General features: G+C 70.9%; 25 protein-coding genes. 9 read left to right on the top strand and 16 right to left on the bottom strand.

All coding sequences use genetic code 11. From position 1 onward, the window contains the following. The first annotated feature begins 11 nt into the window (after positions 1-11). Complete coding sequence (locus ACYSUO_RS11920; protein ID WP_426901646.1) at positions 12-1,289, top strand: thymidine phosphorylase; 1,278 nt, start codon at positions 12-14, stop codon at positions 1,287-1,289. A gap of 62 nt (positions 1,290-1,351) precedes the next feature. Here ACYSUO_RS11920 and ACYSUO_RS11925 read toward each other — a convergent pair whose 3' ends face one another. Beyond that, positions 1,352-2,284, bottom strand: a complete 933-nt coding sequence (locus ACYSUO_RS11925) for an AEC family transporter (protein WP_461776042.1) — start codon at positions 2,282-2,284, stop codon at positions 1,352-1,354. Between the two features lie 97 nt (positions 2,285-2,381). Here ACYSUO_RS11925 and ACYSUO_RS11930 point away from each other — a divergent pair, with 97 nt between their 5' ends. Continuing rightward, positions 2,382-2,825 carry an STAS domain-containing protein gene (locus ACYSUO_RS11930; RefSeq protein ID WP_461776043.1) on the top strand — a complete coding sequence of 148 codons (444 nt, stop codon included), beginning with the start codon at positions 2,382-2,384 and terminating at the stop codon, positions 2,823-2,825. Here the strand turns inward: ACYSUO_RS11930 and ACYSUO_RS11935 are convergent. Beyond that, a complete protein-coding gene (locus ACYSUO_RS11935; RefSeq protein WP_461776044.1) occupies positions 2,736-3,713 on the bottom strand; it encodes a sigma-70 family RNA polymerase sigma factor in 978 nt (325 codons plus the stop codon). The genes ACYSUO_RS11930 and ACYSUO_RS11935 overlap by 90 nt on opposite strands. Positions 3,714-3,878: 165 nt before the next feature. Beyond that, positions 3,879-5,168, bottom strand: coding sequence for an MFS transporter (locus ACYSUO_RS11940; RefSeq protein WP_461776045.1), 1,290 nt, complete (start codon positions 5,166-5,168; stop codon positions 3,879-3,881). A gap of 63 nt (positions 5,169-5,231) precedes the next feature. Here ACYSUO_RS11940 and ACYSUO_RS11945 point away from each other — a divergent pair, with 63 nt between their 5' ends. After that, positions 5,232-6,209 (top strand): LysR family transcriptional regulator, encoded by a 978-nt coding sequence (locus ACYSUO_RS11945; protein WP_461776046.1) that lies wholly within the window; start codon positions 5,232-5,234, stop codon positions 6,207-6,209. Positions 6,210-6,263: 54 nt separating this feature from the next. Here the strand turns inward: ACYSUO_RS11945 and ACYSUO_RS11950 are convergent, their stop codons facing one another. Further along, entirely contained in the window at positions 6,264-7,016 is a 753-nt protein-coding gene (locus ACYSUO_RS11950) for an alpha/beta hydrolase (RefSeq protein ID WP_461776047.1), read from the bottom strand. Between the two features lie 150 nt (positions 7,017-7,166). Here ACYSUO_RS11950 and ACYSUO_RS11955 point away from each other — a divergent pair, with 150 nt between their 5' ends. Beyond that, positions 7,167-8,333 carry an adenosine deaminase gene (locus ACYSUO_RS11955; protein WP_461776048.1) on the top strand — a complete coding sequence of 389 codons (1,167 nt, stop codon included), beginning with the start codon at positions 7,167-7,169 and terminating at the stop codon, positions 8,331-8,333. Between the two features lie 148 nt (positions 8,334-8,481). Beyond that, entirely contained in the window at positions 8,482-8,808 is a 327-nt protein-coding gene (locus ACYSUO_RS11960; protein WP_461776049.1) for an ATP-binding protein, read from the top strand. Between the two features lie 78 nt (positions 8,809-8,886). On the opposite strand, the gene ACYSUO_RS11965 is transcribed toward ACYSUO_RS11960, so the two are convergent. From ACYSUO_RS11965 to afsQ1, 5 genes are all read right to left on the bottom strand, one after another. Further along, positions 8,887-9,087: a PspC domain-containing protein gene (locus ACYSUO_RS11965; RefSeq protein WP_461776050.1), complete on the bottom strand. Its 201-nt coding sequence runs from the start codon at positions 9,085-9,087 to the stop codon at positions 8,887-8,889. Positions 9,088-9,173: 86 nt separating this feature from the next. Continuing rightward, positions 9,174-9,716, bottom strand: a complete 543-nt coding sequence (locus tag ACYSUO_RS11970) for a VanZ family protein (protein WP_461776051.1) — start codon at positions 9,714-9,716, stop codon at positions 9,174-9,176. Between the two features lie 54 nt (positions 9,717-9,770). Continuing rightward, entirely contained in the window at positions 9,771-10,373 is a 603-nt protein-coding gene (locus tag ACYSUO_RS11975; RefSeq protein ID WP_461776052.1) for a hypothetical protein, read from the bottom strand. After that, on the bottom strand, positions 10,370-11,959 hold the full coding sequence (locus ACYSUO_RS11980; protein WP_461776053.1) for an ATP-binding protein: 1,590 nt from the start codon (positions 11,957-11,959) through the stop codon (positions 10,370-10,372). The genes ACYSUO_RS11975 and ACYSUO_RS11980 overlap by 4 nt, the downstream gene beginning before the upstream one ends. Further along, positions 11,956-12,633 (bottom strand): two-component system response regulator AfsQ1, encoded by a 678-nt coding sequence (afsQ1, locus tag ACYSUO_RS11985; protein ID WP_013001223.1) that lies wholly within the window; start codon positions 12,631-12,633, stop codon positions 11,956-11,958. Before afsQ1 ends, ACYSUO_RS11980 begins: the two co-directional genes overlap by 4 nt. 298 nt (positions 12,634-12,931) lie before the next feature. On the opposite strand from afsQ1, the gene ACYSUO_RS11990 reads away from it, so the two are divergent. After that, complete coding sequence (locus tag ACYSUO_RS11990; protein ID WP_461776054.1) at positions 12,932-13,696, top strand: SigE family RNA polymerase sigma factor; 765 nt, start codon at positions 12,932-12,934, stop codon at positions 13,694-13,696. 206 nt (positions 13,697-13,902) lie between these two features. Here the strand turns inward: ACYSUO_RS11990 and ACYSUO_RS11995 are convergent, their stop codons facing one another. After that, positions 13,903-14,535, bottom strand: coding sequence for an ATP-binding protein (locus ACYSUO_RS11995; protein WP_461776055.1), 633 nt, complete (start codon positions 14,533-14,535; stop codon positions 13,903-13,905). 125 nt (positions 14,536-14,660) lie between these two features. On the opposite strand from ACYSUO_RS11995, the gene ACYSUO_RS12000 reads away from it, so the two are divergent. Beyond that, positions 14,661-15,077 carry a hypothetical protein gene (locus ACYSUO_RS12000; protein ID WP_461776056.1) on the top strand — a complete coding sequence of 139 codons (417 nt, stop codon included), beginning with the start codon at positions 14,661-14,663 and terminating at the stop codon, positions 15,075-15,077. Between the two features lie 81 nt (positions 15,078-15,158). On the opposite strand, the gene ACYSUO_RS12005 is transcribed toward ACYSUO_RS12000, so the two are convergent. The 3 genes from ACYSUO_RS12005 to deoC are packed head-to-tail and all read right to left on the bottom strand — an operon-like array spanning position 15,159 to position 18,443. Next, entirely contained in the window at positions 15,159-16,055 is an 897-nt protein-coding gene (locus ACYSUO_RS12005; protein WP_461776057.1) for an aldehyde dehydrogenase family protein, read from the bottom strand. Next, positions 16,048-17,484, bottom strand: a complete 1,437-nt coding sequence (locus ACYSUO_RS12010) for an aldehyde dehydrogenase family protein (protein ID WP_461776058.1) — start codon at positions 17,482-17,484, stop codon at positions 16,048-16,050. Before ACYSUO_RS12010 ends, ACYSUO_RS12005 begins: the two co-directional genes overlap by 8 nt. Before the next feature lie 5 nt (positions 17,485-17,489). After that, entirely contained in the window at positions 17,490-18,443 is a 954-nt protein-coding gene (deoC, locus tag ACYSUO_RS12015) for a deoxyribose-phosphate aldolase (protein ID WP_426901612.1), read from the bottom strand. Positions 18,444-18,621: 178 nt separating this feature from the next. Between deoC and ACYSUO_RS12020 the strand changes: the two genes are divergently transcribed. Then, on the top strand, positions 18,622-19,245 hold the full coding sequence (locus ACYSUO_RS12020) for a PH domain-containing protein (protein ID WP_461776059.1): 624 nt from the start codon (positions 18,622-18,624) through the stop codon (positions 19,243-19,245). Between the two features lie 217 nt (positions 19,246-19,462). On the opposite strand, the gene ACYSUO_RS12025 is transcribed toward ACYSUO_RS12020, so the two are convergent. The 3 genes from ACYSUO_RS12025 to ACYSUO_RS12035 all read right to left on the bottom strand — a co-directional run bounded on the left by ACYSUO_RS12025 (position 19,463) and on the right by ACYSUO_RS12035 (position 22,569). Then, on the bottom strand, positions 19,463-21,109 hold the full coding sequence (locus ACYSUO_RS12025) for a phospho-sugar mutase (RefSeq protein WP_461776060.1): 1,647 nt from the start codon (positions 21,107-21,109) through the stop codon (positions 19,463-19,465). 59 nt (positions 21,110-21,168) lie between these two features. Then, the gene (locus ACYSUO_RS12030) at positions 21,169-21,993 is read right to left on the bottom strand and encodes a purine-nucleoside phosphorylase (protein ID WP_266713432.1); all 825 of its coding nucleotides are present in this window, start codon (positions 21,991-21,993) and stop codon (positions 21,169-21,171) included. 138 nt (positions 21,994-22,131) lie between these two features. Continuing rightward, positions 22,132-22,569 carry a gamma-glutamylcyclotransferase gene (locus tag ACYSUO_RS12035; protein ID WP_461776061.1) on the bottom strand — a complete coding sequence of 146 codons (438 nt, stop codon included), beginning with the start codon at positions 22,567-22,569 and terminating at the stop codon, positions 22,132-22,134. Positions 22,570-22,734: 165 nt separating this feature from the next. Here ACYSUO_RS12035 and ACYSUO_RS12040 point away from each other — a divergent pair, with 165 nt between their 5' ends. Next, positions 22,735-24,183, top strand: a complete 1,449-nt coding sequence (locus tag ACYSUO_RS12040; RefSeq protein WP_461776062.1) for an NAD(P)H-quinone dehydrogenase — start codon at positions 22,735-22,737, stop codon at positions 24,181-24,183. The last annotated feature ends 33 nt before the right edge of the window (positions 24,184-24,216 follow it).

Raw genomic sequence — 24,216 nt, forward strand, 5'->3', positions numbered from 1 at the left:
GAGGATTTGCCATGGACGTCATCTCCGTCATCCGTACGAAGCGAGACCGCGGGCGGCTCTCGGACGCGCAGATCGACTGGGTCGTCGACGCGTACACCCGGGGCGACGTCGCCGACGAGCAGATGTCGGCCCTCGCCATGGCGATCTTCCTGAACGGGATGGACCGCGCGGAGATCGCCCGCTGGACCGCCGCGATGATCAACTCCGGGGAGCGGATGGACTTCTCGGTGCTGCCGCGGCCCGCCGCCGACAAGCACTCCACGGGCGGCGTCGGCGACAAGATCACGCTGCCGCTGGCCCCCCTCGTCGCGGCCTGCGGCGCGGCCGTGCCGCAGCTGTCGGGGCGCGGCCTCGGCCACACCGGCGGCACGCTCGACAAGCTGGAGGCGATCCCCGGCTGGCGCGCGGACATCACCAACGACGAGATGATGCGCACCCTGGAGGATGTCGGCGCGGTCGTCTGCGCGCCGGGCAGCGGCCTCGCCCCCGCGGACAAGAAGCTCTACGCACTCCGCGACGTCACGGCCACCGTCGAGTGCATCCCGCTCATCGCGTCCTCGATCATGTCGAAGAAGATCGCGGAGGGCACGGGCTCCCTGGTCCTGGACGTGAAGGTGGGCTCCGGCGCCTTTATGAAGGAGATCGGCCCGGCCCGCGAACTCGCCCGCACCATGGTCGGATTGGGCACGGACCACGGCCTCCCGACGGTCGCCCTCGTCACCGACATGAACACCCCGCTCGGCCTGACCGCGGGCAACGCGCTCGAAGTCCGGGAATCCGTCGAGGTGTTGGCGGGTGGCGGCCCCGACGACGTCGTCGAGCTGACCCTCGCTCTCGCCCGCGAGATGCTCGACGCGGCGGGCCTGAAGGACGTCGATCCGGCGAAGGCGCTTGCCGACGGCCGGGCGATGGACGCGTGGCGGCGGATGATCGCGGCGCAGGGCGGCGACCCGGACGCGGCGCTGCCGACGGCCCGCGAGACGCACGTGGTGACGGCGGGGGAGTCCGGCGTGCTCACCCGACTCGACGCGATGGGCGTGGGCCTCGCCGCCTGGCGCCTCGGCGCGGGCCGCTCCCGCAAGGAGGACCCGGTGCAGGCGGCGGCGGGCGTGGAACTGCACGCCAAGCCCGGCGACGCGGTCTTCGCCGGCCAGATCCTCATGACCCTGCACACGGACACCCCCGAGCGCATCCCGTACGCGGTCGAAGCGCTGGAGGGTGCCTACGACATCGCTCCCGCAGGCACGGAGTTCACCGCGCGCCCGATCGTCCTGGAACGGATCGGCTGACGACACCCGTTGGGGTGGCCGAACCCGACGCCGGACCGGACCTGACGCCGCACCGGCACCGGTCACCCCAGCAACGCCGCCACGACCACCAACGCCGGCACCGACACCATCGTCGACAACAGGATCGACTCCCGCGCCAAGCGCTCGCCCACCCGGTAACGGCTCGAGTACGTGAAGATGTTCTGCGCCGCCGGAAGCGCCGACGTCACCACGACGTCGAGGAGCCGCGCCCCGTGCAGGCCGAACACGAAGGACGCCAGCGCCCACGCCACCACCGGCTGGCCCACCGCCTTCAGCGCCGTCGACAGCAGCACCGGCACCCGATCCGCGCTCCGGCCGCCCGGCCAGGAACTCCCGCACAGCGATATGCCGAACGCGATCAGGATCCCCGGCACCGACATGTTCGCGATGAGTTCCAGCGGGTCGAAGATCGGGGAGGGGACGGTGATCCCCGTGGCCGACACCAGCACCCCCGAGAGCGAACCGATCGCGACCGGGTTCCGGAACGGCGTGAGCAGCCGCTGGCCCCACGTCAGCCGCGCCGTGCCGGACGCCGCCTCCGTCAGGTCGAGCACCGTCAGCGCGATCGGCGTCACGACGAGCTGCTGGAAGAGGAGGACCGGGGCGACGAGCGAGGCGTCACCGAGGACGTACACCGCGATCGGGATGCCCAGGTTCCCGGAGTTCACCAACGACGAGCACAGCGCGCCGATCGTGGTGCGTCCCGTCCCCCAGCCGCGCAGGACGCCCACCGTGATGAAGATTCCGGCCACCGCCGCCGTGGAGAGCGCCGTGACCAGCAGGCTCGGCGACAGGATCACGGCCAGGTCGGCCTTGGCCAGCATGGTGAACAGGAGCGCGGGCGACGCCACATGGAACGCCAGCTTGTTGAGGACCTCCCGGCCATTGGCGCCCAGATAGCCGCGACGCCCGATGACGTAGCCGACCGCGATGACGATCGCGATGACCGCGAAACCGTTGAGTACCCCCTGCACAGGTCAAGACTCCGTCGGATACGGATCGCCGGTCAACGTTGATCCACTATCCGAATCAACGTGATCCAGCCCACGTGGCCGTATCCACACGGGACCGATGAATTCCGCACCGCCGCACGGTCATTCGTACGTGGCCGCTTCCTCGCTCTCTCCCGAGTCCTCGCCCGTCGTGGTGCTCGCCGGGCCGATCCGCTCCGGTGACGCGCCCCGGCTGTGCGAGCGCCTCCATGCCGCCCGTGCCGGAGCGCCGGGTGGCGCGCCGACCGTCGTCTGCGACGTCTCCGGTGTGACCACCGCGGACCTCACGACCCTCGACGCGCTCGCCCGGATGCAGCTCGACGCCCGCCGCGCCGGGTCACGGATGCTGCTCCGCGACCCGCCCCCGGGCCTCGCCGTGCTCCTCGAACTCGCCGGGATGGCCGAGGTGCTGGGCGCCCCGGCCGCCGAGGGGTCAGGCGTCGAGATGGTCCGGGACGCCGAACAACGGGAACCAGCGCTGCGTGTCCAGGAAGCAGTGGTACCCCGCGATCCGCCCCGCTGAGAACTCGACGACCTGGATCGCCCAGGGCGTGAAGCCCCCCTTGTCCGGATCCGGCTTGTAGTGGGCGAACGCCGGCGTCCCGTTCGACACCACCGGCAGCAGTCGCGAGCCCGCGCAGGACGCGCCGATCGTGGTCATGAAGCCCGTGATGTCCTCGGGGCCGCGCAGCCACAGGTCGAACGGCGGCATCGTCATGATGGCGTCCTCGGCGAGCAGCTCCGTGAGCGCCTTCATGTCGTAGCCCTCGAACGCCGCGATGTAGCGCTCCAGGAGCTTCTGCTGCTCCTCGTCGAGCGGATCGGCCGTCGCGGAGTCCGCCGGCGGGGCCTCCGCCAGCGTCGCCCGCGCCCGCTGGAGTGCGCTGTTCACCGACGCCACCGATGTGTCGAGCAGGGTCGCGACCTCCTGCGCCTTCCACGCCAGGACCTCGCGCAGGATCAGCACCGCCCGCTGCTTGGGCGGCAGCTGCTGCAGCGCGGCGACGAACGCGAGCCGCACCGACTCCCGCGCCACGGCCGCCTCCGCCGGATCGTGCACCGTCGGCAGCACGCGGGCGTCCGGAATGGGCTCCAGCCACACATTGTCGGGGCGGGGATTGAGCGCGACCTGGGCGAGCGGCGCCGCCGCCGTCAGGTCCATCGGGCGGGCCCGCTTGTTCCCCGCGTTCAGCGAGTCCAGGCACACGTTCGTCGCGATGCGGTAGAGCCAGGAGCGCAGGCTCGAGCGGCCCTCGAACTTGTCGAAGCTGCGCCAGGCCCGCACCATCGTGTCCTGCACGGCGTCCTCGGCCTCGAACGCCGAGCCCAGCATCCGATAGCAGTACCCGGTCAGCTCGACCCGGTGCTTCTCCAGGTCTTCGAGCCCGGCCTGTGTCGCGGTGTCACTCATTTCAACGCCCCCATCGCCGCTGTGAGTTCCAGCACGACGAAAGCTACCGCAGCCCACTGACAACGGCCTCCGGACCGGGAAAACACCCAGGTCGGGAGGCCGATATCGGAACGCCAGAGACAGTTGTTCAGGTCGCCGCGCGTGTGCGCACCGCCACGGCAGGTGTCAGTGCGCCGCGATCGCGCCGCCGCTTGTCCGCTGCCGCGCGGACCGGGCCGCGTACGTACCCCACACGGTGATCGCCACGACCCCGAGCACCGCGAGGAAGCCGAGGCCCACCGTTCCCGACCAGCCCGCCGCGTGGAAGGCGACGGCGCCGACGGCCGAGCCGACGCTGGACCCGACGTAGTACATGGTCTGGTAGAGCGCGGAGGCCTGCGCCCGACCGTGCGTCGCGGTGTGGCTGACGGACGACGAGGCGGTCGCGTGGCCCGCGAAGAAGCCCGCCGTGATCAGCACGAGCCCGAGCAGCACGAGCACGATGTTCGGCACGAGGGCCAGCAGCAGCCCCGCCATCGTCGTGCCCGCCGCCAGGTACAGCGTGCCGCGCCGGCCGAGCCGCGTGACGAGCCGCCCCGCCGCGGCCGAGGAGGCCGTCCCCACCAGGTAGACGATGAAGATGGACCCGACGACACCCTGCGGAAGGGAGAACGGAGCCGCCGACAGCCGGTAGCCGATCACCGTGTAGACCCCGCCGAACACCATCATGAACAGCGCGCCGATCAGGTACAGGCGGCGCAGCAGCGGGTTCGCCAGGTGGCTGCCGACCGTGGCGGCAAGGGCGCGCGGGCGCAGTGAGCCCGGCGTGAAGTGGCGCGGCGCAGGCAGCAGCATCCGGAACGCGACGGCGCACGCCACCGCGATCACACCGATCACCCCGACGGCCACCCGCCAGCCCCAGGCCTGCGCGAGCCAGCCGCCGATGATCCGGCCGCTCATGCCACCGATGGAGTTGCCGGCGACGAACAGTCCGATGGCCGCGACCAGCGCCTTCGGCCGCACCTCCTCCGCGAGGTACGCCATCGCGGACGCGGGAAGCCCCGCGAGGGCGGCGCCCTGGAGTGCGCGCAACGTGATCAGCGCGCCGAGCGAGGGCGCGAAGGGGACCAGGAGCCCCACCGCGACCGCCACCGTCAGCGAGACGGTCATCACCGTGCGCCGCCCGAACCGCTCGGACAGCGCGCTCAGCGGCAGCACGCACACCGCGAGCGCGAAGGTCGACGCGGACACCGTCCAGGCCGCCGCGCTCGCGCTCGCGCCGTAGCCGTCGGAGATGAGGGGGAGCAGGGCCTGCGTCGAGTAGAGGAGCGCGAAGGTGGCGACTCCGGCGAGGAAGAGGGCGAAGCTCATCCGGCGGTAGCCGGGGCCGCCGGGCGTCAACCGGGTGTCCGCGGTGGGCTGGGTGTCGGCGACCGCGTCGGTGGAGACGGCCGCCGGGCTACTGGCAGGTGACATGCCCTGAACGTAGGCTCACCTGCTTTCATGCGTCCAATGCATGAAGAGGCCATAATCGTTCCCATGCAGCATGAGCACAGGTCGGGGCAGCGCTTGTCGGCGATGAGTGACACGGAAGACATCGTGACGCTCCTCGCCCCGCGCCTCGCCCACTTCGCCGGCGTCGCCCGCACCGAGCACGTCACGCGCGCGGCGCAGGAGATGAACGTGCCGCAGTCCACGCTCTCCCGCGCCCTCGTCCGCCTCGAACGCGACCTGGGCGTCGACCTGTTCGCCCGCCACGGTCGCACGGTGTCGCTCACGCCCGCGGGACGCACCTTCCTCGGCTCGGTGGAGCGTGCGCTCGGCGAGATCGAGAAGGCGGTCGAGTCGGTGCGCGCCGACGCCGACCCCGAATCCGGCAAGGTCGCCTTCGGCTTCCTGCACACCATGGGTACGGAGACGGTGCCCGGACTGATCCGCGCCTTCCGCGCCGAACACCCCCGCATCCGCTTCAGCCTCGTACAGAACTATGGCGAGGCGATGCTGGAGCGGCTGCGCGCGGGCGAGCTCGACCTGTGCCTCACCTCGCCCGTCCCGGACGCGCCGGGCCTGGTCGCGCGCCGCCTCGACGAGCAGCGCCTGCGCCTCGTCGTCCCGGACCACCACCGCCTCGCCACCCGCAAGCGCATCCGCCTGGAGGAGGCGGCAGAGGAAACCTTCGTCACCCTCGAACCGGGCTACGGGCTGCGCCGCATCTGCGACGACCTGTGCGCCGAGGCCGGGTTCACGCCGCGGATCGCGTTCGAGGGCGAGGAGGCGGAGACGCTGCGCGGCTTCGTCGCGGCGGGGCTCGGGGTCGCGCTCCTGCCGCCACCTACCGTGCCGCGTCCGGGAGTTGTGGAGCTGGCGGTGACCGGGCAGCGGGCCGTGCGGGAGATCGGCGTCGCGTGGCTGGACGGCCACCCGGACACACCTCCCGTAGCAGCCTTCAAAAAGTTCCTGCTGTCCCGCAGGGGCAAACTCCTGCCGGAGCACACATCAAGCCCCGCCGGCGATTGAGGCGCGGGGTCCGGGGCAGAGCCCCGCGACCGCAACCCCGGCCCGGGTTCACGCTCAGAGCGTCCGCCCGAACCCCGCCGCCAACGGCATCCGCAACCCCAACGGCGGCGGCGCCGCGAACGCGTCCTGGAGCGGCCGCGAGAACGGCGTCCCGAACAGCGTCCCCAGTACGAAGTCGACCGCCAGAGAGGCGACTTCGAAACGATGCTGCGCCAGGTTGTGCCCGTCCGAGTGCACCTCGAAGCGGCACACGTCGCGGTTCGCCTTCTTCGCGCGGCCCGCGAGCCGGAAGGACAACTCCGGGTCCGTACGCCGGTCGTCGGTGCCGTGCACGATGAGGACCCGGCGGCCCGCGAGCTGCTTGACCGGTTCGAGCGGCGCCGCCACATCGTCCTCCGGCAGCCAAGGGGCAAGCGCCAGAACGGAGTTGACCGCCTCGTGCCCGCCCGCGTGCAGCGCAGCGCGGCCGCCCATGTCGAGCCCCGCGAGGCAGATCGGTACGTCCCCGTAGCGGCGCACGACCTCGTCGGCCGCCCACCGGGCGTCGCGCGCGAGTTCCGCCTGCGTCTCGTTCCAGCCGCGGCACCGGTACTGCACGACATGCGTGACCAGGCCCGCGTCCCGCCCCGCGCGCGTGAGGCGGCGGGCGAGCGGGCGCAGCGCCGCCCGGTCCATCGCGGAGGGTCTGCGGGTCGACGTCTCCTCGCCCGCGGGAAGCAGCAGCACCACACCGCCCACCGCTCCCGGCACCGGCCCGGCCGCCCTGCCAAGCCGCGCCTCGCGGCCCTGCGTCGCTCGCTGCTGCATGACAGCACAGTGTCAGAAGCCCGCTGCCCGACGCCGCTCGACGGGTCACTGTTGCGTATCGACGGATCATGCAGGCGCTCCTGGTGACCGATCGCAACGAACGGACAACGAACAGCAGCGATCTACGCGCGTAGGAGTTAGAGTGCGGAAATGACGAGCCCGATCACCGCGAACCCCAACAGCCCCCGGGTGCCGACCGCCGAGCAGATCCGTCGCGCGCCCAAGGTGCTCCTGCACGACCACCTCGACGGCGGCCTGAGGCCCGGCACGATCGTCGACCTGGCGCGCGAGCAGGGGTACGAGAATCTGCCGGAGGCCGACCCCGACAAGCTCGGCGTCTGGTTCCGCGAAGCGGCCGACTCCGGTTCGCTGGAGCGGTACTTGGAGACGTTCAGTCACACCTGCGCCGTCATGCAGACGCGCGAGGCGCTGTTCCGGGTCGCCGCCGAGTGCGCCGAGGACCTCGCCGAGGACGGCGTCGTCTACGCCGAGATCCGCTACGCCCCCGAGCAGCACCTGGAACAGGGGCTCACCCTCGAAGAGGTCGTCGAGGCGGTCAACGAGGGCTTCAGAGAGGGCGAGCGGCGCGCGAAGGAGAACGGGCACCGCATCCGCGTGGGCGCCCTGCTCACCGCGATGCGGCACGCGGCCCGCGCCCTGGAGATCGCCGAACTGGCCAACCGCTACCGCGACCTGGGTGTCGTCGGCTTCGACATCGCGGGCGCGGAGGCCGGCTTCCCGCCCACCCGCCACCTCGACGCCTTCGAGTACCTCAAGCGGGAGAACAACCACTTCACGATCCACGCGGGCGAGGCCTTCGGGCTGCCGTCCATCTGGCAGGCCCTCCAGTGGTGCGGCGCGGACCGGCTCGGGCACGGCGTGCGCATCATCGACGACATCAAGGTGGAGTCGGACGGCAGCGTACAGCTGGGCCGCCTCGCCTCGTACGTGCGCGACAAGCGGATCCCACTGGAGATGTGCCCCTCGTCGAACCTGCAGACCGGCGCCGCGAGTTCCTACGGGGAGCACCCCATCGGGCTGCTGCGAAAGCTGCACTTCAGGGCGACGGTCAACACGGACAACCGCCTCATGTCCGGGACGTCGATGAGCCGCGAGTTCGAGCACCTGGTCGATGCCTTCGGTTACACGCTCGACGACATGCAGTGGTTTTCTGTCAATGCGATGAAGTCAGCATTCATTCCTTTCGATGAACGACTGGCGATGATCAATGACGTCATCAAGCCCGGATACGCCGAGTTGAAATCCGAATGGCTGTTCCGTCAGACCGCTTCCACCAGCGGTTCTGTCGTCGATTAGGGCGTTTCGGAGGGACGTTGAAACGGTCGGGAACAAATGTTCCCGACCGTTTTTCCCGGCGGTTCGCTGTTTGCGGGCGCAGCGAAGGAATGTTTACGGTCGTGGACCGCTCATTCCCCCGTCATCGTTCAAGAGGACGCATTTCACAATGAAGCACTCTGCTGCCAAGACCCTCGGTGTCGCCGCTCTCGGTGCCGCTTTCGCCGCCGCCGGTGCCGGTGCCGCGAGCGCTGCTCCGGCCGCCCCCGACGCGACCGACACCGTCGGATCCGTGACCTCCGCCCTCCCGCTCCAGGACGTGGCGTCGTCGGTGCCCGCCGGCGCCGAGACCCTGGCCGCCGGTCAGGGCGCGGTGGCCAACGGCCTGACCACGGCCGCGCCCGTCGTCGACCAGGCCACGAAGGGCGCCCTGCCCGTCGACGGCGACCCGGTCTCCGGGCTGCTCGGCGGTCTGCCGGTCGGCGGCCTCAGCTGACCCGTCCCACCGCACGAGCCGAAGGGGCGCACCCGCGATCACGCGGGCGCGCCCCTTCGGCGTGGGTGCGAACGGATGTCACCAGGCCTGGCGGACCTTGTTCTCACTCGGGAACATGATCCACAGCGCGATGTAGAGCAGGAACTGCGGGCCCGGCAGCAGGCACGAGACCAGAAAGATCACGCGCATCGTGGTCGCGGAGGTGCCGAAGCGCCGTGCCAGCGCTGCGCACACTCCGCCGATCATCCGTCCGTTGGTGGGGCGGGCAAGGGCGGTCATGGTGGGCTCCTTCGCGAACCGTATGTCTTCGATGTGTGGTGCTTACGTCTTCGAATGTACGGCGACGGAGGGGCTTAAACGTCAGCTCACGGTGCTATGCCGACCCTGGAAATCGTCGGGGTCGGACCCTGAGCCGGCTCCTGCGGGGGGAGGGGATCGAGCTCGATCCTGCGGCGGAGCCGGGAGCGCAGGGTGGGCACGAAGAGGAGATGGGCGAGCGCGACGCCCACCGTGTTCAGGAGCAGCGAGTCGATGTCCACGACCTGACCCGGCACACCGGTCTGCAGCAGTTCGATGCCGAGCGAGATCAGTGCGGCCATGGCGACCGTGCGCACCAGCGAACCCCACAGCGATACGTAAAGCCGGCCGCCCGCGACGGGCAGGAGCACGCCGAGCGGGGCGAGCAGCAGCAGGCCCTCACCGAGACGCAGTGCCGCCTCGTGCCAGCCGAGCGCGAGGTCGGAGCGGATCCCGGCCAACGGGTGCAGGTTCGCCGCGCTGACCCAGGGCACGTCCAGGGGGCGCAGCGTGAACCAGGCAACGAATAGGAGATGCGCGGCGAGTAGGGCGATCCCTGCCGCACGGAAACGGACGGCGGCCCTGTGGCCGCCCGAGCGATGGCGCTGCACGCACCCCTAGACGCCGGTCACGGGAGGATCGGTTCCGCCGAGGTCGGGCCTTCCTCAGTTCAGCGTTCTCGTCGGCGCCGGGATCAGGCCCGGGCGGGCCTTCAGCGCCTCCGAGCAGGTGTATTCGCGGGGCGCGGCGTCGTCCGGGCCGCCGAGGATCACGTGCTCGTCGTCCTCCGCCGTGACCTCGCTGTTCGCGAACGTGCAGATGACCTGGGCCAGGGCGTAGGGGGACAGATCGGCCGGCGGGGCGTTCAGGCGCAGCGCGTCCGCGGGGTCGCCCTCGCGCGGGCCCGAGACCTTGAGAGTGGAGCGGACGTCCGTCGTGTAGCCGGCCGTCTTCTCCTCGCTGGAGGGAGCCGCCGCCAGTTGCGCCAGGAGCTCCCGCGCCACCACGACCCGGTCGGACGACTGGCCGCGCTCCAGCGTGATGGTCCGGTCGACCGTGACCAGCTGCGACGTACAGACCAGATAGACCTGCACCGGGAACTCGCCGCCCGCCTGCGCATCCACCTTGTCCGAGCCGGACAGGGAGCAGCCCACGCGCGTGGGCGCGGCGCCGAAGTCGGTCGGCACCTCCGTGGGACGGATCCCGCACCCGGTGAGCAGGAGCGAGGCGAGGCCGACGAGGACCCATGGGCGTACCCGTCGCGTCACGTCGCGGCACCGCCTTCCCGCGCTTCCCTGGCGTCCTCCTCCGCGGCGGACGCCAGGGACTCCGCGTCCCGCGGCAGGTGCAGCGTGAACACGGCTCCCCCTTCGGGGGAGTTGGCGGCACTGATCCGGCCGCCGTGGATACGGGCGTTCTCCATGGCGATGGACAGGCCGAGGCCGCTGCCCTCCGAGCGGGGCCGCGAGGCGCTCGCCTTGAAGAAGCGGTCGAAGACGTGCGGCAGGACGTCGTCGGGGATGCCCGGGCCGTGGTCGCGTACGGAGATGACGACCTCCGAGCCCTCGCCGTGGCGTCCGTGCGATTCGACCCGCACCGAGACGCGCACGGGGGACCCGCCGTGCTTGAGCGCGTTGCCGATCAGGTTCGCGAGGATCACGTCGAGGCGGCGCGGGTCGAGGCGGGCCGTGATGCCGCGCTCCGCGTCGAGTTCGACGGCGTCCAGCCAGGCGCGGGCGTCGATGCAGGCGGTGATCTGGTCGGCGAGGTCCACGTCGTCGAGGACGAGCTTGGCGCTGCCCGCGTCGAAGCGGGTGACCTCCATCAGGTTCTCGACCAGGTCGTTCAGGCGCCGGGTCTCGCTGACCACGAGGCGTACGGCCGGTTCGATCATGGGGTCGACCGAGCCGGTCTCGGCGTCGAGCTCCTCCTCCAGGACCTCCGTCACCGCGGTGATCGCGGTCAGCGGCGTGCGCAGCTCGTGCGACATGTCGGCGACGAAGCGGCGCGAGGACTCGTCGCGGGAGCTCATGTCCGCGACCTTCTTCTCCAGGTTCTCCGCCGTCTTGTTGAACGTACGGGAGAGCTCCGCGAGTTCGTCCGTGCCGGAGACGCGCAGGCGGGTGTCGAGCTTGCCCTCGCCGAGCCGGCGCGCGGCGACGCCCAGGCGGTGCACGGGCTTCAGCACCGTCGTCGCCGCCGCCTGCGCGAGCAGCGCGGAGCCGACGAGCGCGAGCGCCGTGGCGATGCCGAGGGACCAGGCGAGCGAGCCCATGTCCTTGGCCTCGGGCTCCAGGGACTTGAGCATGTAGCCGGTCGGCCCGTTGTCCACAGTGGCGCCGCCGACCAGGTACGGGGTGTCGTCCTGCGTGATCCGCTGCCAGTACAGGTGGTACGCGTGCTTGTTGCCGCCGTTGATCGGCTGCTTCTCGGTGACCGCGTCCTGAAGCGACTTCGGTACGTCGGCGACGGTGAAGGCGTCCAGGTCGGAATTGCCCACGACCCGGCGGCCGTCCTCGTCCTTCGCCATGAGCATCACGCTGAAGTGCTGGCTGCTGCTTGCCATCAGGTTCGCCGCGTGCTGCAACTCGCCCTGCGTGGGCTGCTTGGGCAGCGCCGCCGCCCGGTTCTGCATCTCCTGCTTGAAGTCGCTGAGCGCGGAGTCCTGCGTGCGCGTGAGCACGGCCTCACGATTCAGCCAGTACGCGATCCCCGACGCGGACACCGCGGCCGTCAGGGCCACGAGCGCGAACACGACGACCAGGCGCAGCCGCAGGCTGGTGAAGCGCAGGCCGGCGAGGAGGGTCTTCTTGGCCGCCGCGGCGCCCCGGAGCTTGTCGTGCGGTTTCGTCACTGAGGCGTGTCCAGCCGGTAGCCCACCCCGCGCACCGTACGGATCAGGGTCGGCGACGACGGCACGTCCTCGACCTTCGCGCGCAGCCGCTGCACACACGCGTCGACGAGCCGCGAGTCACCGAGGTAGTCGTGCTCCCACACCAGACGCAGCAACTGCTGCCGGGACAGCGCCTGTCCGGGCCGCCGGCTCAGCTCGAGCAGCAAACGCAGCTCGGTGGGCGTCAGTTGCAGGTCCTCGCCGTTCTTCGTCACCGTCATCGCGGCACGGTCGATCACCAACGAGCCGAACGTCGCCGCATCGTTGGCCTCCCGCTCGCCGCGCCGCAGCACCGCGCGGATCCGCGCGTCGAGCACGCGCCCCTGCACCGGCTTCACGACATAGTCGTCGGCACCGGACTCCAGGCCCACCACCACGTCGATGTCGTCGCTGCGCGCGGTCAGCAGGATGATCGGCAGTTGGTCGGTGCGCCGGATGCGCCGGCACACCTCGAAACCGTCGATGCCGGGCAGCATCACATCGAGGACGATCAGATCGGGCCGCTGCTCGCGCAGCAGCTTCAGACCGTCCTCTCCGGTGGCAGCGGTGGCGACCCGGTGGCCCTGGCGCGTAAGTGACAGCTCCAGGGCCGTACGGATGGCGTCGTCGTCCTCGATCAGCAACAGGGAAGGCACAAGCGCCATTCTGGCCCATCAGAGGCCTTCAGTTCGACCGAGTGTGCCCTTCAGGTGCGGGGAAGAGGCCCCCGTACGGTCCCGCGGAGTCCGGCGGACCCGCTTCCTCCACACCCGCTCCCCAACCGGCGGGTCCGGTTCCTCCACACCTGCTCCCCAACACGGGAGCCGCTGTGACAGGCCTGTGACAGTCGACGGACACCGTCATGAACTCGGCCCGGCAAGCTTTTGGTCATCGCGAAGAACGACCGCGACGACGACGCAGAAGTATTCGGTACTCCACGACGGGGGGCGCGAGATGAACACGCTGCACAGCACCACCTCAAGCGCGGTTGTCACGCGTCTGCACGACATGGGCCGAGTGGTTTCCGAGCGTCACGAGAAGTCCGGTGCCGTGAGCGGGCGGGGGTGCGCTCGCGGCGCCGGGCGTCAGCACACCGGGTTCATGACGGTGGTTGACACGCGGGAAACGGTGACCGAGGGGGGTCACGGGGGCGCCGCGTACAGGGAGAACTCGGGGGAGCAGCGCGGAACGTCCTTGTCGGAGGCCGAGTTCACGGCCTACGTCCAGGAACGCCGCGCCTCCCTGTACGCAACCGCCTACCACCTGACCGGTGACCGATTCGAGGCCGAGGACCTGCTGCAGAGCGCGCTGTTCTCGACGTACCGGGCCTGGGACCGCATCAGCGACAAGGCGGCGGTCGGGGGCTACCTCCGCCGCACCATGACGAACCTGCACATCAGCGCGTGGCGCCGCCGCAAGCTGAACGAGTACCCGACCGAGGAGCTGCCGGAGACGGCCGGCGACACGGACGCGATGCGCGGCACCGAGCTGCGCGCGGTCCTGTGGCAGGCGCTGGCCCGGCTGCCCGAACTCCAGCGCACCATGCTGGTCCTTCGTTACTACGAGGGCCGCACGGACCCGGAGATCGCGGACATCCTCGACATCAGCGTGGGAACGGTGAAGTCCAGCATCTGGCGCTCGCTGCGGCGACTGCGCGAGGACGAGGTGCTCAGCTTCGGCCGTGACCAGGAGGAGTCCTTCGGCGAGCTCGTCGCCTGAAGGCCGGGGGAACGGGGCCCTGTTCGAGGGGGGCAGGGTTTCAGTACGGGGGATACACGGGGGAGCAGTAGGGGGGAATGGGCGGGACCGGAAGGCCGGGGGGTCTTTCCGGTCCCGTTCTGTATCTACAGCCCCTGCGGCGTTTGAGCAGCGGGGCCCGGGGCGGAGCCCCGAGTCGTAGGCCCGGTGCGGGCCAAGAATCCCCGTTACGCGGCGCGCGCCTTCACGCAACGCCCCGCGGCGGCCGCCGCCACGCGCCCCAGCGCCTCCTCCTTGCCACAGGCATGCGCGCCGAGCGCCACCTGCCGAGCCACGATGGACCGCTCCGTCCGCATCAGGCGCCAGCCGCGCCGCAGCAGGAACGGCACCGACTTGCGCCCCTCCTTGAGGTCACGCAGCAGCCGGCGCCGGAACGTCGTCGCCGGACGCCCGCGCAGGCACAGCGCGTCGGCGAGCACCCCCACCTCCCGGCAGCGCTCCACGATGTCCGCCGCGAAGATGCCCTCGGCGATGAACAGCGGCGTGCGCTCGATGTCCAGCGTCTCCTCGCCCACGCGCGAGCTGGAGGAGATGTCGTAGACGGGAACGCTCGTCCGACCCTTCGCACACAGCGCCACGATCGCGGCGACCGCGACGTCGGCGTCCCAGGACAGCGGCGAGTCCCAGTCGATGTCCGAAGTGCCCGCCACCAGCGGCAACGTGGGGTCCCCGGCCTCTTTGTAGAAGTCGTCGAGGCACAGGACGGGCAGCCCGGAGCGGGCCGCGAAGGAGGACTTGCCGGAGCCCGAGGGGCCGGAGAGCAGGACGACCCGTGTCGGTATCGGAGGATGCGAACTCACGAGACACCAGTGTGAGGCATGGCGAGGGCGCCGCCTCCCCGCGTGGTGCCGTTGTGGCACGCACCACGCCAACTACCCTATGTATCTGCATGATTACACAGGCGAAAGGTTTCGGGCGGAACACCATGGCACGACACGCAGAACACACATCCTCGTCCTCCGTGCGGCGCACCCTGATGCGCGTCGGACTCACCGTGACCGCGGCGGGCGCGGTCGTCGCGGGGGGCGGCGTCGCCTCGGCGAGCGCGGCGCCGATCCCGCTGCCGCAGTCGGCGACCGGCGACTCCAACGTCGACGCGGCTGCCGACGGCGTCTCGACGGCGCTCAACTCGGCCACGGCGAACGGGCTCGGCACGCTGAAGAAGCTGCAGCTGGACCCGCTGGCCGGGACGGGCGTCGACCCGCTGGACAACTCGGTCGGCACGCAGGTCGCGGACTTCGTGCCGGTCAGCACGGCGGCGGTCACCGGTCCTGTGGCATCGGGGGCGTCGCTGGAGGAGCTGCCCGTGGTGGGTCCCGTGACGGGCGTCCTGCCGGGCTGAGTCGTCCCGAAGCCGCACTTGAAACGCAGAATCCCCGGCCCCTCCGCGATCAAGGAGGAGCCGGGGATCTCGCGTGAGTGCTTAGTACGCGGAGCCGGACGCGCCCAGCGAACCCGTCGGGTGCCAGACCGTCTTGGTCTCCAGGAAGTGCGTCAGGCGGTCCGTGCCCGGGTCCGCCGTGAAGTCCTCCACAGGCTGTGGACGACGTACGCGCTTCAGGTTGTCGGCGGCCGCGATCTCCAGCTGCTTCGCCAACTCGGGGTCGGCGCCCGTCAGGTCGATCCCGTTCACGTCCTGGTGCGCGGCGAGCGACGGCGCGATCTCCGACGCCTTGCCGGACAGGATGTTGACCACGCCACCCGGCACGTCCGAGGTCGCGAGCACCTCGCCGAGGGAGAGGGCCGGGAGCGGGGACTTCTCGCTCGTGATCACGACGACCGTGCTGCCGGTCGCGATCACCGGGGCGATCACCGAGATCAGGCCGAGGAAGGACGAGTCCTGGGGCGCCAGGACCGCCACGACGCCGGTCGGCTCGGGCGTGGAGAGGTTGAAGAAGGGGCCCGCGACGGGGTTCGCCCCGCCGACGACCTGGCCGATCTTGTCGGTCCAGCCCGCGTACCAGACCCAGCGGTCGATCGCGGCGTCGACCACGGCTGCGGCCTTGGACTTGCCGATGCCCTCCGCCTCGGAGACCTCGCGCACGAACTGCTCGCGGCGGCCCTCCAGCATCTCGGCGACGCGGTACAGGACCTGACCGCGGTTGTACGCCGTCGCGCCCTGCCAGCCGCCGAACGCCTTGCGGGCGGCGACCACGGCGTCACGGGCGTCCTTGCGGGAGGAGAGCGGCGCGTTGGCCAGCCACTCGCCGCTCTTGCCATCGGTCACTTCGTACACCCGGCCGCTCTCGGAACGCGGGAACTTCCCGCCGACGTACAGCTTGTAGGTCTTGAAGACGCTCAGACGGTTGGGCTCAGACATCGAGGTAGGCCTCCAGACCGTGGCGGCCGCCCTCGCGGCCGAAGCCCGACTCCTTGTAGCCGCCGAAGGGCGAGGTCGGGTCGAACTTGTTGAACGTGTTGGCCCAGACGACGCCGGCGCGGAGCTTGTTCGCGACCGCGAGGATGCGCGAGCCCTTCTCCGTCCAGATGCCGGCCGAGAGCCCGTACTGCGAGTTGTTGGCCTTGGCGACGGCCTCGTCCGGCGTGCGGAAGCTGAGCACGGACAGGACCGGGCCGAAGATCTCGTCGCGGGCGATGGTGTGCGCCTGTGTGACGTTCGTGAAGAGCGTCGGCGCGAACCAGTAGCCGGAGGAGGGGAGTTCGCAGGGCGCCGACCAGCGCTCGGCGCCCTCGGCCTCGCCCTGCTCGGTGAGCGCGGTGATGCGCGCGAGCTGCTCGGCCGAGTTGATCGCGCCGATGTCCGTGTTCTTGTCGAGCGGGTCGCCGAGGCGGAGCGTCGTCAGGCGGCGCTTCAGCGAGTCGAGCAGCTCGTCCTGGATCGACTCCTGGACGAGGAGGCGGCTGCCCGCGCAGCAGACCTGGCCCTGGTTGAAGAAGATGCCCGTGACGATGCCCTCGACGGCCTGGTCGATGGGGGCGTCGTCGAAGACGATGTTCGCGCCCTTGCCGCCCAGTTCGAGCGTCAGCTTCTTGTCCGTACCGGCGACGGTGCGGGCGATCTCCTTGCCGACGGCCGTGGAGCCGGTGAAGGCCACCTTGTTCACGTCGGGGTGCGCGACGAGCGCCGCGCCCGAATCGCCGTACCCGGGAAGGATGTTGACGACGCCCTTCGGCAGGCCCGCCTGGCGGCAGATGTCCGCGAAGAAGAGGGCGGAGAGCGGCGTCGTCTCGGCGGGCTTCAGGACGACGGTGTTGCCCGTCGCGAGCGCCGGGGCGATCTTCCACGCCAGCATCAGGAGCGGGAAGTTCCAGGGGATGACCTGGCCCGCGACGCCCAGCGCCTTCGGGTTCGGGCCGAATCCCGCGTGGTCGAGCTTGTCCGCCCAGCCCGCGTAGTAGAAGAAGTGCGCGGCGACCAGGGGGAGGTCCGCGTCGCGCGTCTCCTTGATCGGCTTGCCGTTGTCCAGCGTTTCGAGGACGGCCAGCTCGCGGCTGCGCTCCTGGATGATGCGGGCGATGCGGAAGAGGTACTTGCCGCGCTCCGCGCCGGGCAGCGCCGACCACTTCTCGAAAGCCTTGCGGGCCGCCTTCACGGCGCGGTCCACGTCGGCCTCGCCGGCCTGCGCGACCTCCGACAGCACCTCTTCGGTGGCGGGGGAGACGGTCTTGAAGACCTTGCCGTCGGCGGCTTCGGTGAACTCGCCGTCGATGAACAGGCCGTACGAGGGTGCGATGTCGACGACGGACCGCGACTCGGGCGCGGGTGCGTACTCAAATGCAGATGCCATGGTGATCAGTCCACCGTCACGTAGTCGGGACCGGAGTAGCGTCCTGTGGCCAGCTTCTGACGCTGCATCAGCAGGTCGTTCAGGAGGCTGGAGGCGCCGAAGCGGAACCAGTGGTTGTCGAGCCAGTCCTCGCCCGCGGTCTCGTTCACGATGACCAGGAACTTGACGGCGTCCTTGGAGGTGCGGATGCCGCCCGCGGGCTTCACGCCGACCTGTACCCCGGTGGCGGCGCGGAAGTCGCGTACGGCTTCGAGCATGAGGAGGGTGTTGGCGGGCGTGGCGTTGACGCCGACCTTGCCCGTCGACGTCTTGATGAAGTCGGCCCCGGCCAGCATGCCGATCCAGCTCGCGCGCCGGATGTTGTCGTACGTCGAGAGCTCGCCGGTCTCGAAGATGACCTTGAGGCGGGCGGCGCCGGAGGCCTCCTTGACCGCGCGGATCTCCTCGTAGACCTTCATGTAGTTGCCCGCGAGGAAGGCGCCGCGATCGATGACCATGTCGATCTCGTCCGCCCCGGCCGCCACGGCTTCGCGTACGTCCCCGAGCTTCACGTCGAGGGCGGCGCGGCCCGCCGGGAAGGCGGTGGCCACGGAGGCGACCTTGACGTCCGTGCCGGCGACGGCGGCCTTCGCGGTGGCCACCATGTCGGGGTAGACGCAGACCGCCGCGGTGCGGGGGGTCGTGCGGTCGGTGGGGTCCGGGTTGACCGCCTTCGCGCCGAGGGCCCGGACCTTGCCCGGGGTGTCGGAGCCTTCGAGGGTCGTCAGGTCGATCATCGAGATGGCCAGGTCGATGGCGTACGCCTTCGCCGTGGTCTTGATGGAACGGGTCCCGAGCGAAGCGGCGCGCGCCTCCAGGCCGACCGCGTCGACGCCGGGCAACCCGTGCAGGAAGCGGCGCAGCGTGCTGTCGGACGCGGTGGCGTCGCTGAGAGCGGGTGCGGGTGCAGAACTGGGCATGGTCACGAGGGGAGCATATCTACGCGCGTAGCGGCTTGTACAGGTCGGGGTTTACGGTTCCGGGCGCCGTGGTTGCGGACGCGGGGCTCCGCCCCGGACCCCGCGCCTCAAACGCCGGCGGGGCTTAATCAGCCCAGCTGATGGATGCGGCTATTGACGGGTCGGGCACAATCGAGCCATGACGAGCAGCCAGACCACGCCCCCGCAGGCACGTGACCGGATCTATCGGTCTCCCGCCGGTATCGCCGGTGGTGTCGTGCTGATCCTGATCGGGGCCTGGCTGGGCATCGACGCCGTGGTCAACGGGGAGGGGCGGACGCCGTGGACGGCGCTCGCCGGGCTGCTGTTCGTGGTGCCGCTCGTCGTCGCGTTCACGATCAGGCCGGCCGTCTTCGGGAACGAGGAGCGGCTGCGCGTGCGCAACCCGTTCCGTGACGTCTCGCTGCCGTGGTCCACGGTCTCGGGCTTCAAGTCCGGGTACTCGAACGAGGTCGTCGACGAGGCGGGCACCAAGTACCAGCTCTGGTCCATCCCGGTGTCGCTGCGCGGCCGGCGCAAGGCGCAGCGCCAGCAGGCACGCGCCGCGAAGGGCGGCCGCACGCCCACCGGAGCCAGCGGCCTCCCGGTGACCGAGCAGCGCTCGACCGGCGACCAGGCCATGGACGAACTGCGCGAACTCCACGAGGCACACGCAGCGGCCGAGACCACTCAGGGCACCACCAAGGTCCGCTGGGCGTACGAGATCATCGCCCCCGCGATCGTGGGCGCGGTACTCCTCGTGTCGCTGCTCGCGTTGGGATAGCGCGCATCTGGCTGCTGGGCCAATCAAGCCACGGGCCGCCCAAGTCCTCGCGACGCGAAGGGGCGCCGGCGCATTGGGCAGCCGGGCACATCGACCCGCCGGGCCAAGAAGCCGCTGTGCCCTTCAAGCGGCCGGGCCAGCCAATCAAGCCCCTGCGGCGATTGAGCAGCGGGGTCCGGGGCGGAGCCCCGCGACCGCAACCACGGCCTACGCCGAGCTAGATACCCGCCGCAGCCGCCAGATCCCGCTTGAGCGCCGCGAGGCGTTCCGTCGCGGTGGTGCGGGCCGCGGGCAGCGCGTCCCGGCCGTCGACCGCAACCACGACCTCCAGGTAACACTTGAGCTTCGGCTCGGTGCCCGACGGCCGCACCACGACCCGCGCCCCGTCGAGCGTGTACCGCAACCCGTCCGTGGGCGGCAGCCCGCCCGAGCCCTCGGCGAGGTCGTCCGCGCGGGTCACCGCGAGCCCCGCCAGCTCCACCGGCGGAGTCTCCCGGAGCCGGCGCATCGCGTCCGCGATCACCGACAGGTCCTCCACCCGCACGCTCAACTGGTCCGTCGCGTGCAGCCCGTGCGCGAGCGCCAGGTCGTCGAGCGCGTCCAGGAGCGTACGGCCCTGCTCCTTCAGCTCACTCGCCAGCTCGGTGACGAGCAGCGCCGCCGTGATGCCGTCCTTGTCGCGCACGCCCTCGGGGTCGACGCAGTAGCCGAGCGCCTCCTCGTAGCCGTAACGAAGGCCCTCGACGCGGGCGATCCACTTGAAGCCGGTCAGCGTCTCCTCGTACGGGAGCCCCGCCGCCTCGGCGATCCGGCCCAGCAGCGAGGACGACACGATCGACTCGGCGAGGACGCCGCTCACGCCCCGCTTCACGAGGTGTGCCGCGAGCAGCGCGCCCACCTCGTCGCCGCGCAGCATCCGCCACTCGCCGCCGTCGGGCACGGCCACCGCGCAGCGGTCCGCGTCCGGGTCGTTGGCGATGATCAGGTCCGGGGTCTCGCCCTGCGCGCGGGCCGTCGCGAACGACAGGTCCATCGCCCCCGGCTCCTCCGGGTTCGGGAACGCGACCGTGGGGAAGTCCGGGTCGGGCTCGGCCTGTTCCGGCACGAGCACCGGCTCGGGGAAGCCCGCGCGGGCGAAGGCGGCAAGGAGCGTGTCCTTGCCGACGCCGTGCATCGCCGTGTAGACGGTGCAGGCCGAGCGGGCGGATCCGGGCGCGAGGACCGCGTCCGTACGCTCCAGGTAGGCGTTCAGGACGTCGTCGCCGAGCGTCTCCCAGCCCGACTCCGCGCGCGGCACGTCGTCCAGCGACGCCACCGCGTCGATCTCGGCCGCGATCTCCGCGTCGGCCGGCGGCACGATCTGCGAGCCGTCGCCGAGGTACACCTTGTAGCCGTTGTCGCGCGGCGGGTTGTGCGAGGCCGTGACCTCGACGCCCGCGACCGCGCCCAGGTGCCGTATGGCGAAGGCGAGCACGGGGGTGGGCAGCGGGCGGGGGAGGACCGCGGCGCGCAGCCCGGCCCCCACCATCACCGCCGCCGTGTCGCGCGCGAAGTCCGCCGACTTGTGCCGCGCGTCGTAGCCGATGACGACAGGACCGTCCGTCTGCCCCTTCGCCTTCAGATACGCCGCGAGGCCCGCGGCCGCGCGGATGACCACCGCGCGGTTCATCCGCATCGGGCCCGCGCCCAGCTCGCCGCGCAGCCCGGCCGTGCCGAACTGCAGCCTTCCGGAGAAGCGCTCGCCGATCGACTCCAGGTCCCCGGCCTCGATGAGCTTGGCCAGCTCCTCGCGGGTCTCCGGGTCCGGGTCCTCCGCCAGCCAGGTCTTCGCCCGGTCGAGCAGTTCGCTGCCAGATACGGTCACGGTTCGCATTCCTTCGGACGTACGGATACGACGGCGGTCCCGGCGGGGACCGGACGGGATCAGATCTTCGCGAGGACCTTGGTCAGCAGGTCGCCCATGGCGGAGGCCGAGTCGCGGCCCGCCTGGAGGACCTCTTCGTGGTTGAGCGGCTCGCCGGAGAGGCCCGCCGCCAGGTTCGTCACCAGGGAGATGCCGAGCACCTCCGCGCCCGCCTCACGGGCCGCGATGGCCTCCAGGGTGGTGGACATGCCGACCAGGTCGGCGCCGAGGATGCCGGCCATCCGGACCTCGGCGGGGGTCTCGTAGTGCGGGCCGGTGAACTGGGCGTACACGCCCTCTTCGAGGCTCGGGTCGATCTCCTTGCACAGCGCGCGCAGGCGCGGCGAGTACAGGTCGGTGAGGTCGACGAAGTTGGCGCCGACGATCGGCGAGGCCGCGGTCAGGTTGATGTGGTCGGAGATGAGCACCGGCTGGCCGGGGCGCATGCCCTGGCGCAGACCGCCACAGCCGTTGGTGAGCACGATGGTCTTGCAGCCCGCCGCGGCGGCCGTGCGCACACCGTGCGCGACGGCGGCGACGCCGCGGCCCTCGTAGAAGTGCGTACGGCCCAGGTAGACCAGGGCGCGCTTCTCGCCGACCTGGTACGAGCGGACGGTGCCGCCGTGCCCTGCCACTGCGGCGCCGGTGAAGCCGGGCAGTTCGGTGAAGGGGAACTCGGCGGCGGGCTCGCCCAGCGCCTCGGAGGCGGGCGCCCAGCCGGAGCCCATCACGAGGGCGACGTCGTGGGTCTCGGCGCCCGTCAGCTCGCGCAGGCGCGCGGCGGCGGCGTCGGCGGCGGCGTACGGGTCGGCCAGGACGTGGTCCGGAGTAAGAGAAGCGTTCACGCCGACGAGGGTAGCCTGCCGTTGCCTACGCGCGTAGATGTCGGAGGTCACGTCCTTGTGATCGTTGCTTTGTCGTTTCCGACGAACGGGGGACCGGGAAGCGCTTCGGCACGCCCCAAGTACGCCCCCGGTACGCCCTCAGCAGGGGCGCTTGCGCAGTTCCATCGCGTAGTCGTGCGGCGCGCCCGCGGACTCGGCCGCGTCGGCGATCTCGCCGAGGTGCCGCGCCGAGGGGAGGCCGCCCTCGTAACCGTTCAGTACGTAGAGCCACGCGGGCTCCTCGCCCTCCAGGGTGTCCACGCGGACCCGCATCCGCCGGTAGATGTCGAGGCCGACGCCCTCCCAGCGGTCCATCGACTCCTCGTCCATCGGAGCGAGGTCGTACAGCGCGACGAAGACCTGTGAACGCGGCGCCTCGACGATCGTGGGGAGTGCGCCCTCCCAGCCCATGTGCTCGCCCCCGAACGTGAGCCGCCAGCCGTTCAGCCAGCCCGTCGCGCGCAGCGGCGAGTGCGGGGCGCGGCGCGTCATGAGCCGCGCGTCGAGATTGCCGGCGTACGCGGCGTAGAGCGACATGGTCCCGAGCGTACGTCAGACGGACCACATGTCTCGTGAGTAACCGAAGCACCCCTCTTAAGTGGGGACGGGCGCTGCTCCCAGGAGGGGATATGCGCAGCCCGGGCCCTGCGCCGTGCCCGGACGGGGGCCCCGGCTCGGTGCGGCCTTGAAGCGTGCGGGACAATGGAGCATGTGACTCGGATCGTGATCATCGGTGGCGGACCTGGCGGATACGAGGCGGCGTTGGTGGCCGCGTCCCTCGGCGCGGAGGTGACCGTCGTCGACTGCGACGGCCTCGGCGGGGCGTCGGTGCTGACCGACTGCGTACCGTCGAAGACCTTGATCGCCACGGCCGAGGTGATGACCACCTTCGACTCCTCTTATGAAGAGCTCGGCATCATCGTCGAGGACGACACCCCCGACCCGGACAGCCCGGCCCGCGTCGTCGGCGTGGACCTCGGCAAGGTCAACCGCCGTGTGAAGCGCCTCGCGCTCGCCCAGTCCCACGACATCACCGCTTCCGTCACCCGCGCGGGCGCGCGCGTGCTGCGCGGCAAGGGCCGCCTCGACGGCCAGCAGGCGCTCGACGGCTCCCGCAAGGTGATCGTCACCGCGGCCGACGGCACCGAGGAGACCCTCGTCGCCGACGCCGTGCTGCTGTGCACCGGCGGCCACCCGCGTGAGCTGGCCGACGCGCAGCCCGACGGCGAGCGGATCCTGAACTGGACGCAGGTGTACGACCTGGACGAGCTCCCCGAGGAGCTCATCGTGGTCGGTTCCGGTGTCACCGGTGCCGAGTTCGCGGGTGCCTACAAGGCGCTCGGCTCCAAGGTCACCCTCGTCTCCTCCCGCGACCGCGTGCTGCCCGGCGAGGACCCGGACGCCGCCGCCGTCCTGGAGGACGTGTTCCGGCGCCGCGGCATGAACGTCATGGCCCGCTCCCGCGCCGCCTCCGCCAAGCGCGTAGGCGACCGCGTCGAGGTCACGCTCTCCGACGGCCGGGTCATCTCCGGTACGCACTGCCTGATGGCGGTCGGCGCCGTGCCCAACAGCGAGGGCCTCGGCCTGGAGGAAGCGGGCGTCAAGGTCAAGGAGTCGGGCCACATCTGGACCGACAAGGTCAGCCGCACCACCGCTCCCGGCGTGTACGCGGCCGGTGACGTGACCGGCGTCTTCGCCCTCGCGTCCGTCGCCGCGATGCAGGGCCGCATCGCGATGTACCACTTCCTGGGCGACGCGGTCACGCCGCTGAACCTCAAGACGGTCTCGTCCAACGTCTTCACCGACCCGGAGATCGCGACCGTCGGCTACACGCAGGCCGATGTCGACTCGGGCAAGATCGACGCCCGCGCCGTCAAGCTGCCGCTGCTGCGCAACCCCCGCGCGAAGATGCAGGGCATCCGGGACGGCTTCGTCAAGATCTTCTGTCGTCCGGGTACGGGCATCGTGGTCGGCGGAGTGGTCGTCGCGCCGCGCGCTTCGGAACTGATCCATCCCATCTCGATCGCGGTCGACAACAATCTGACGGTCGAGCAGATCGCGAACACGTTCACCGTGTACCCCTCGCTGTCGGGATCGATCGCCGAAGTGGCACGGCAGCTGCACACGCGGAAGATGGCCGAAGAGGGCTGACTTTCCCCAACGGGCCGCAGGTCACGGTGAGTT

The sequence above is a fragment of the Streptomyces sp. UC4497 genome (genome assembly GCF_054871485.1).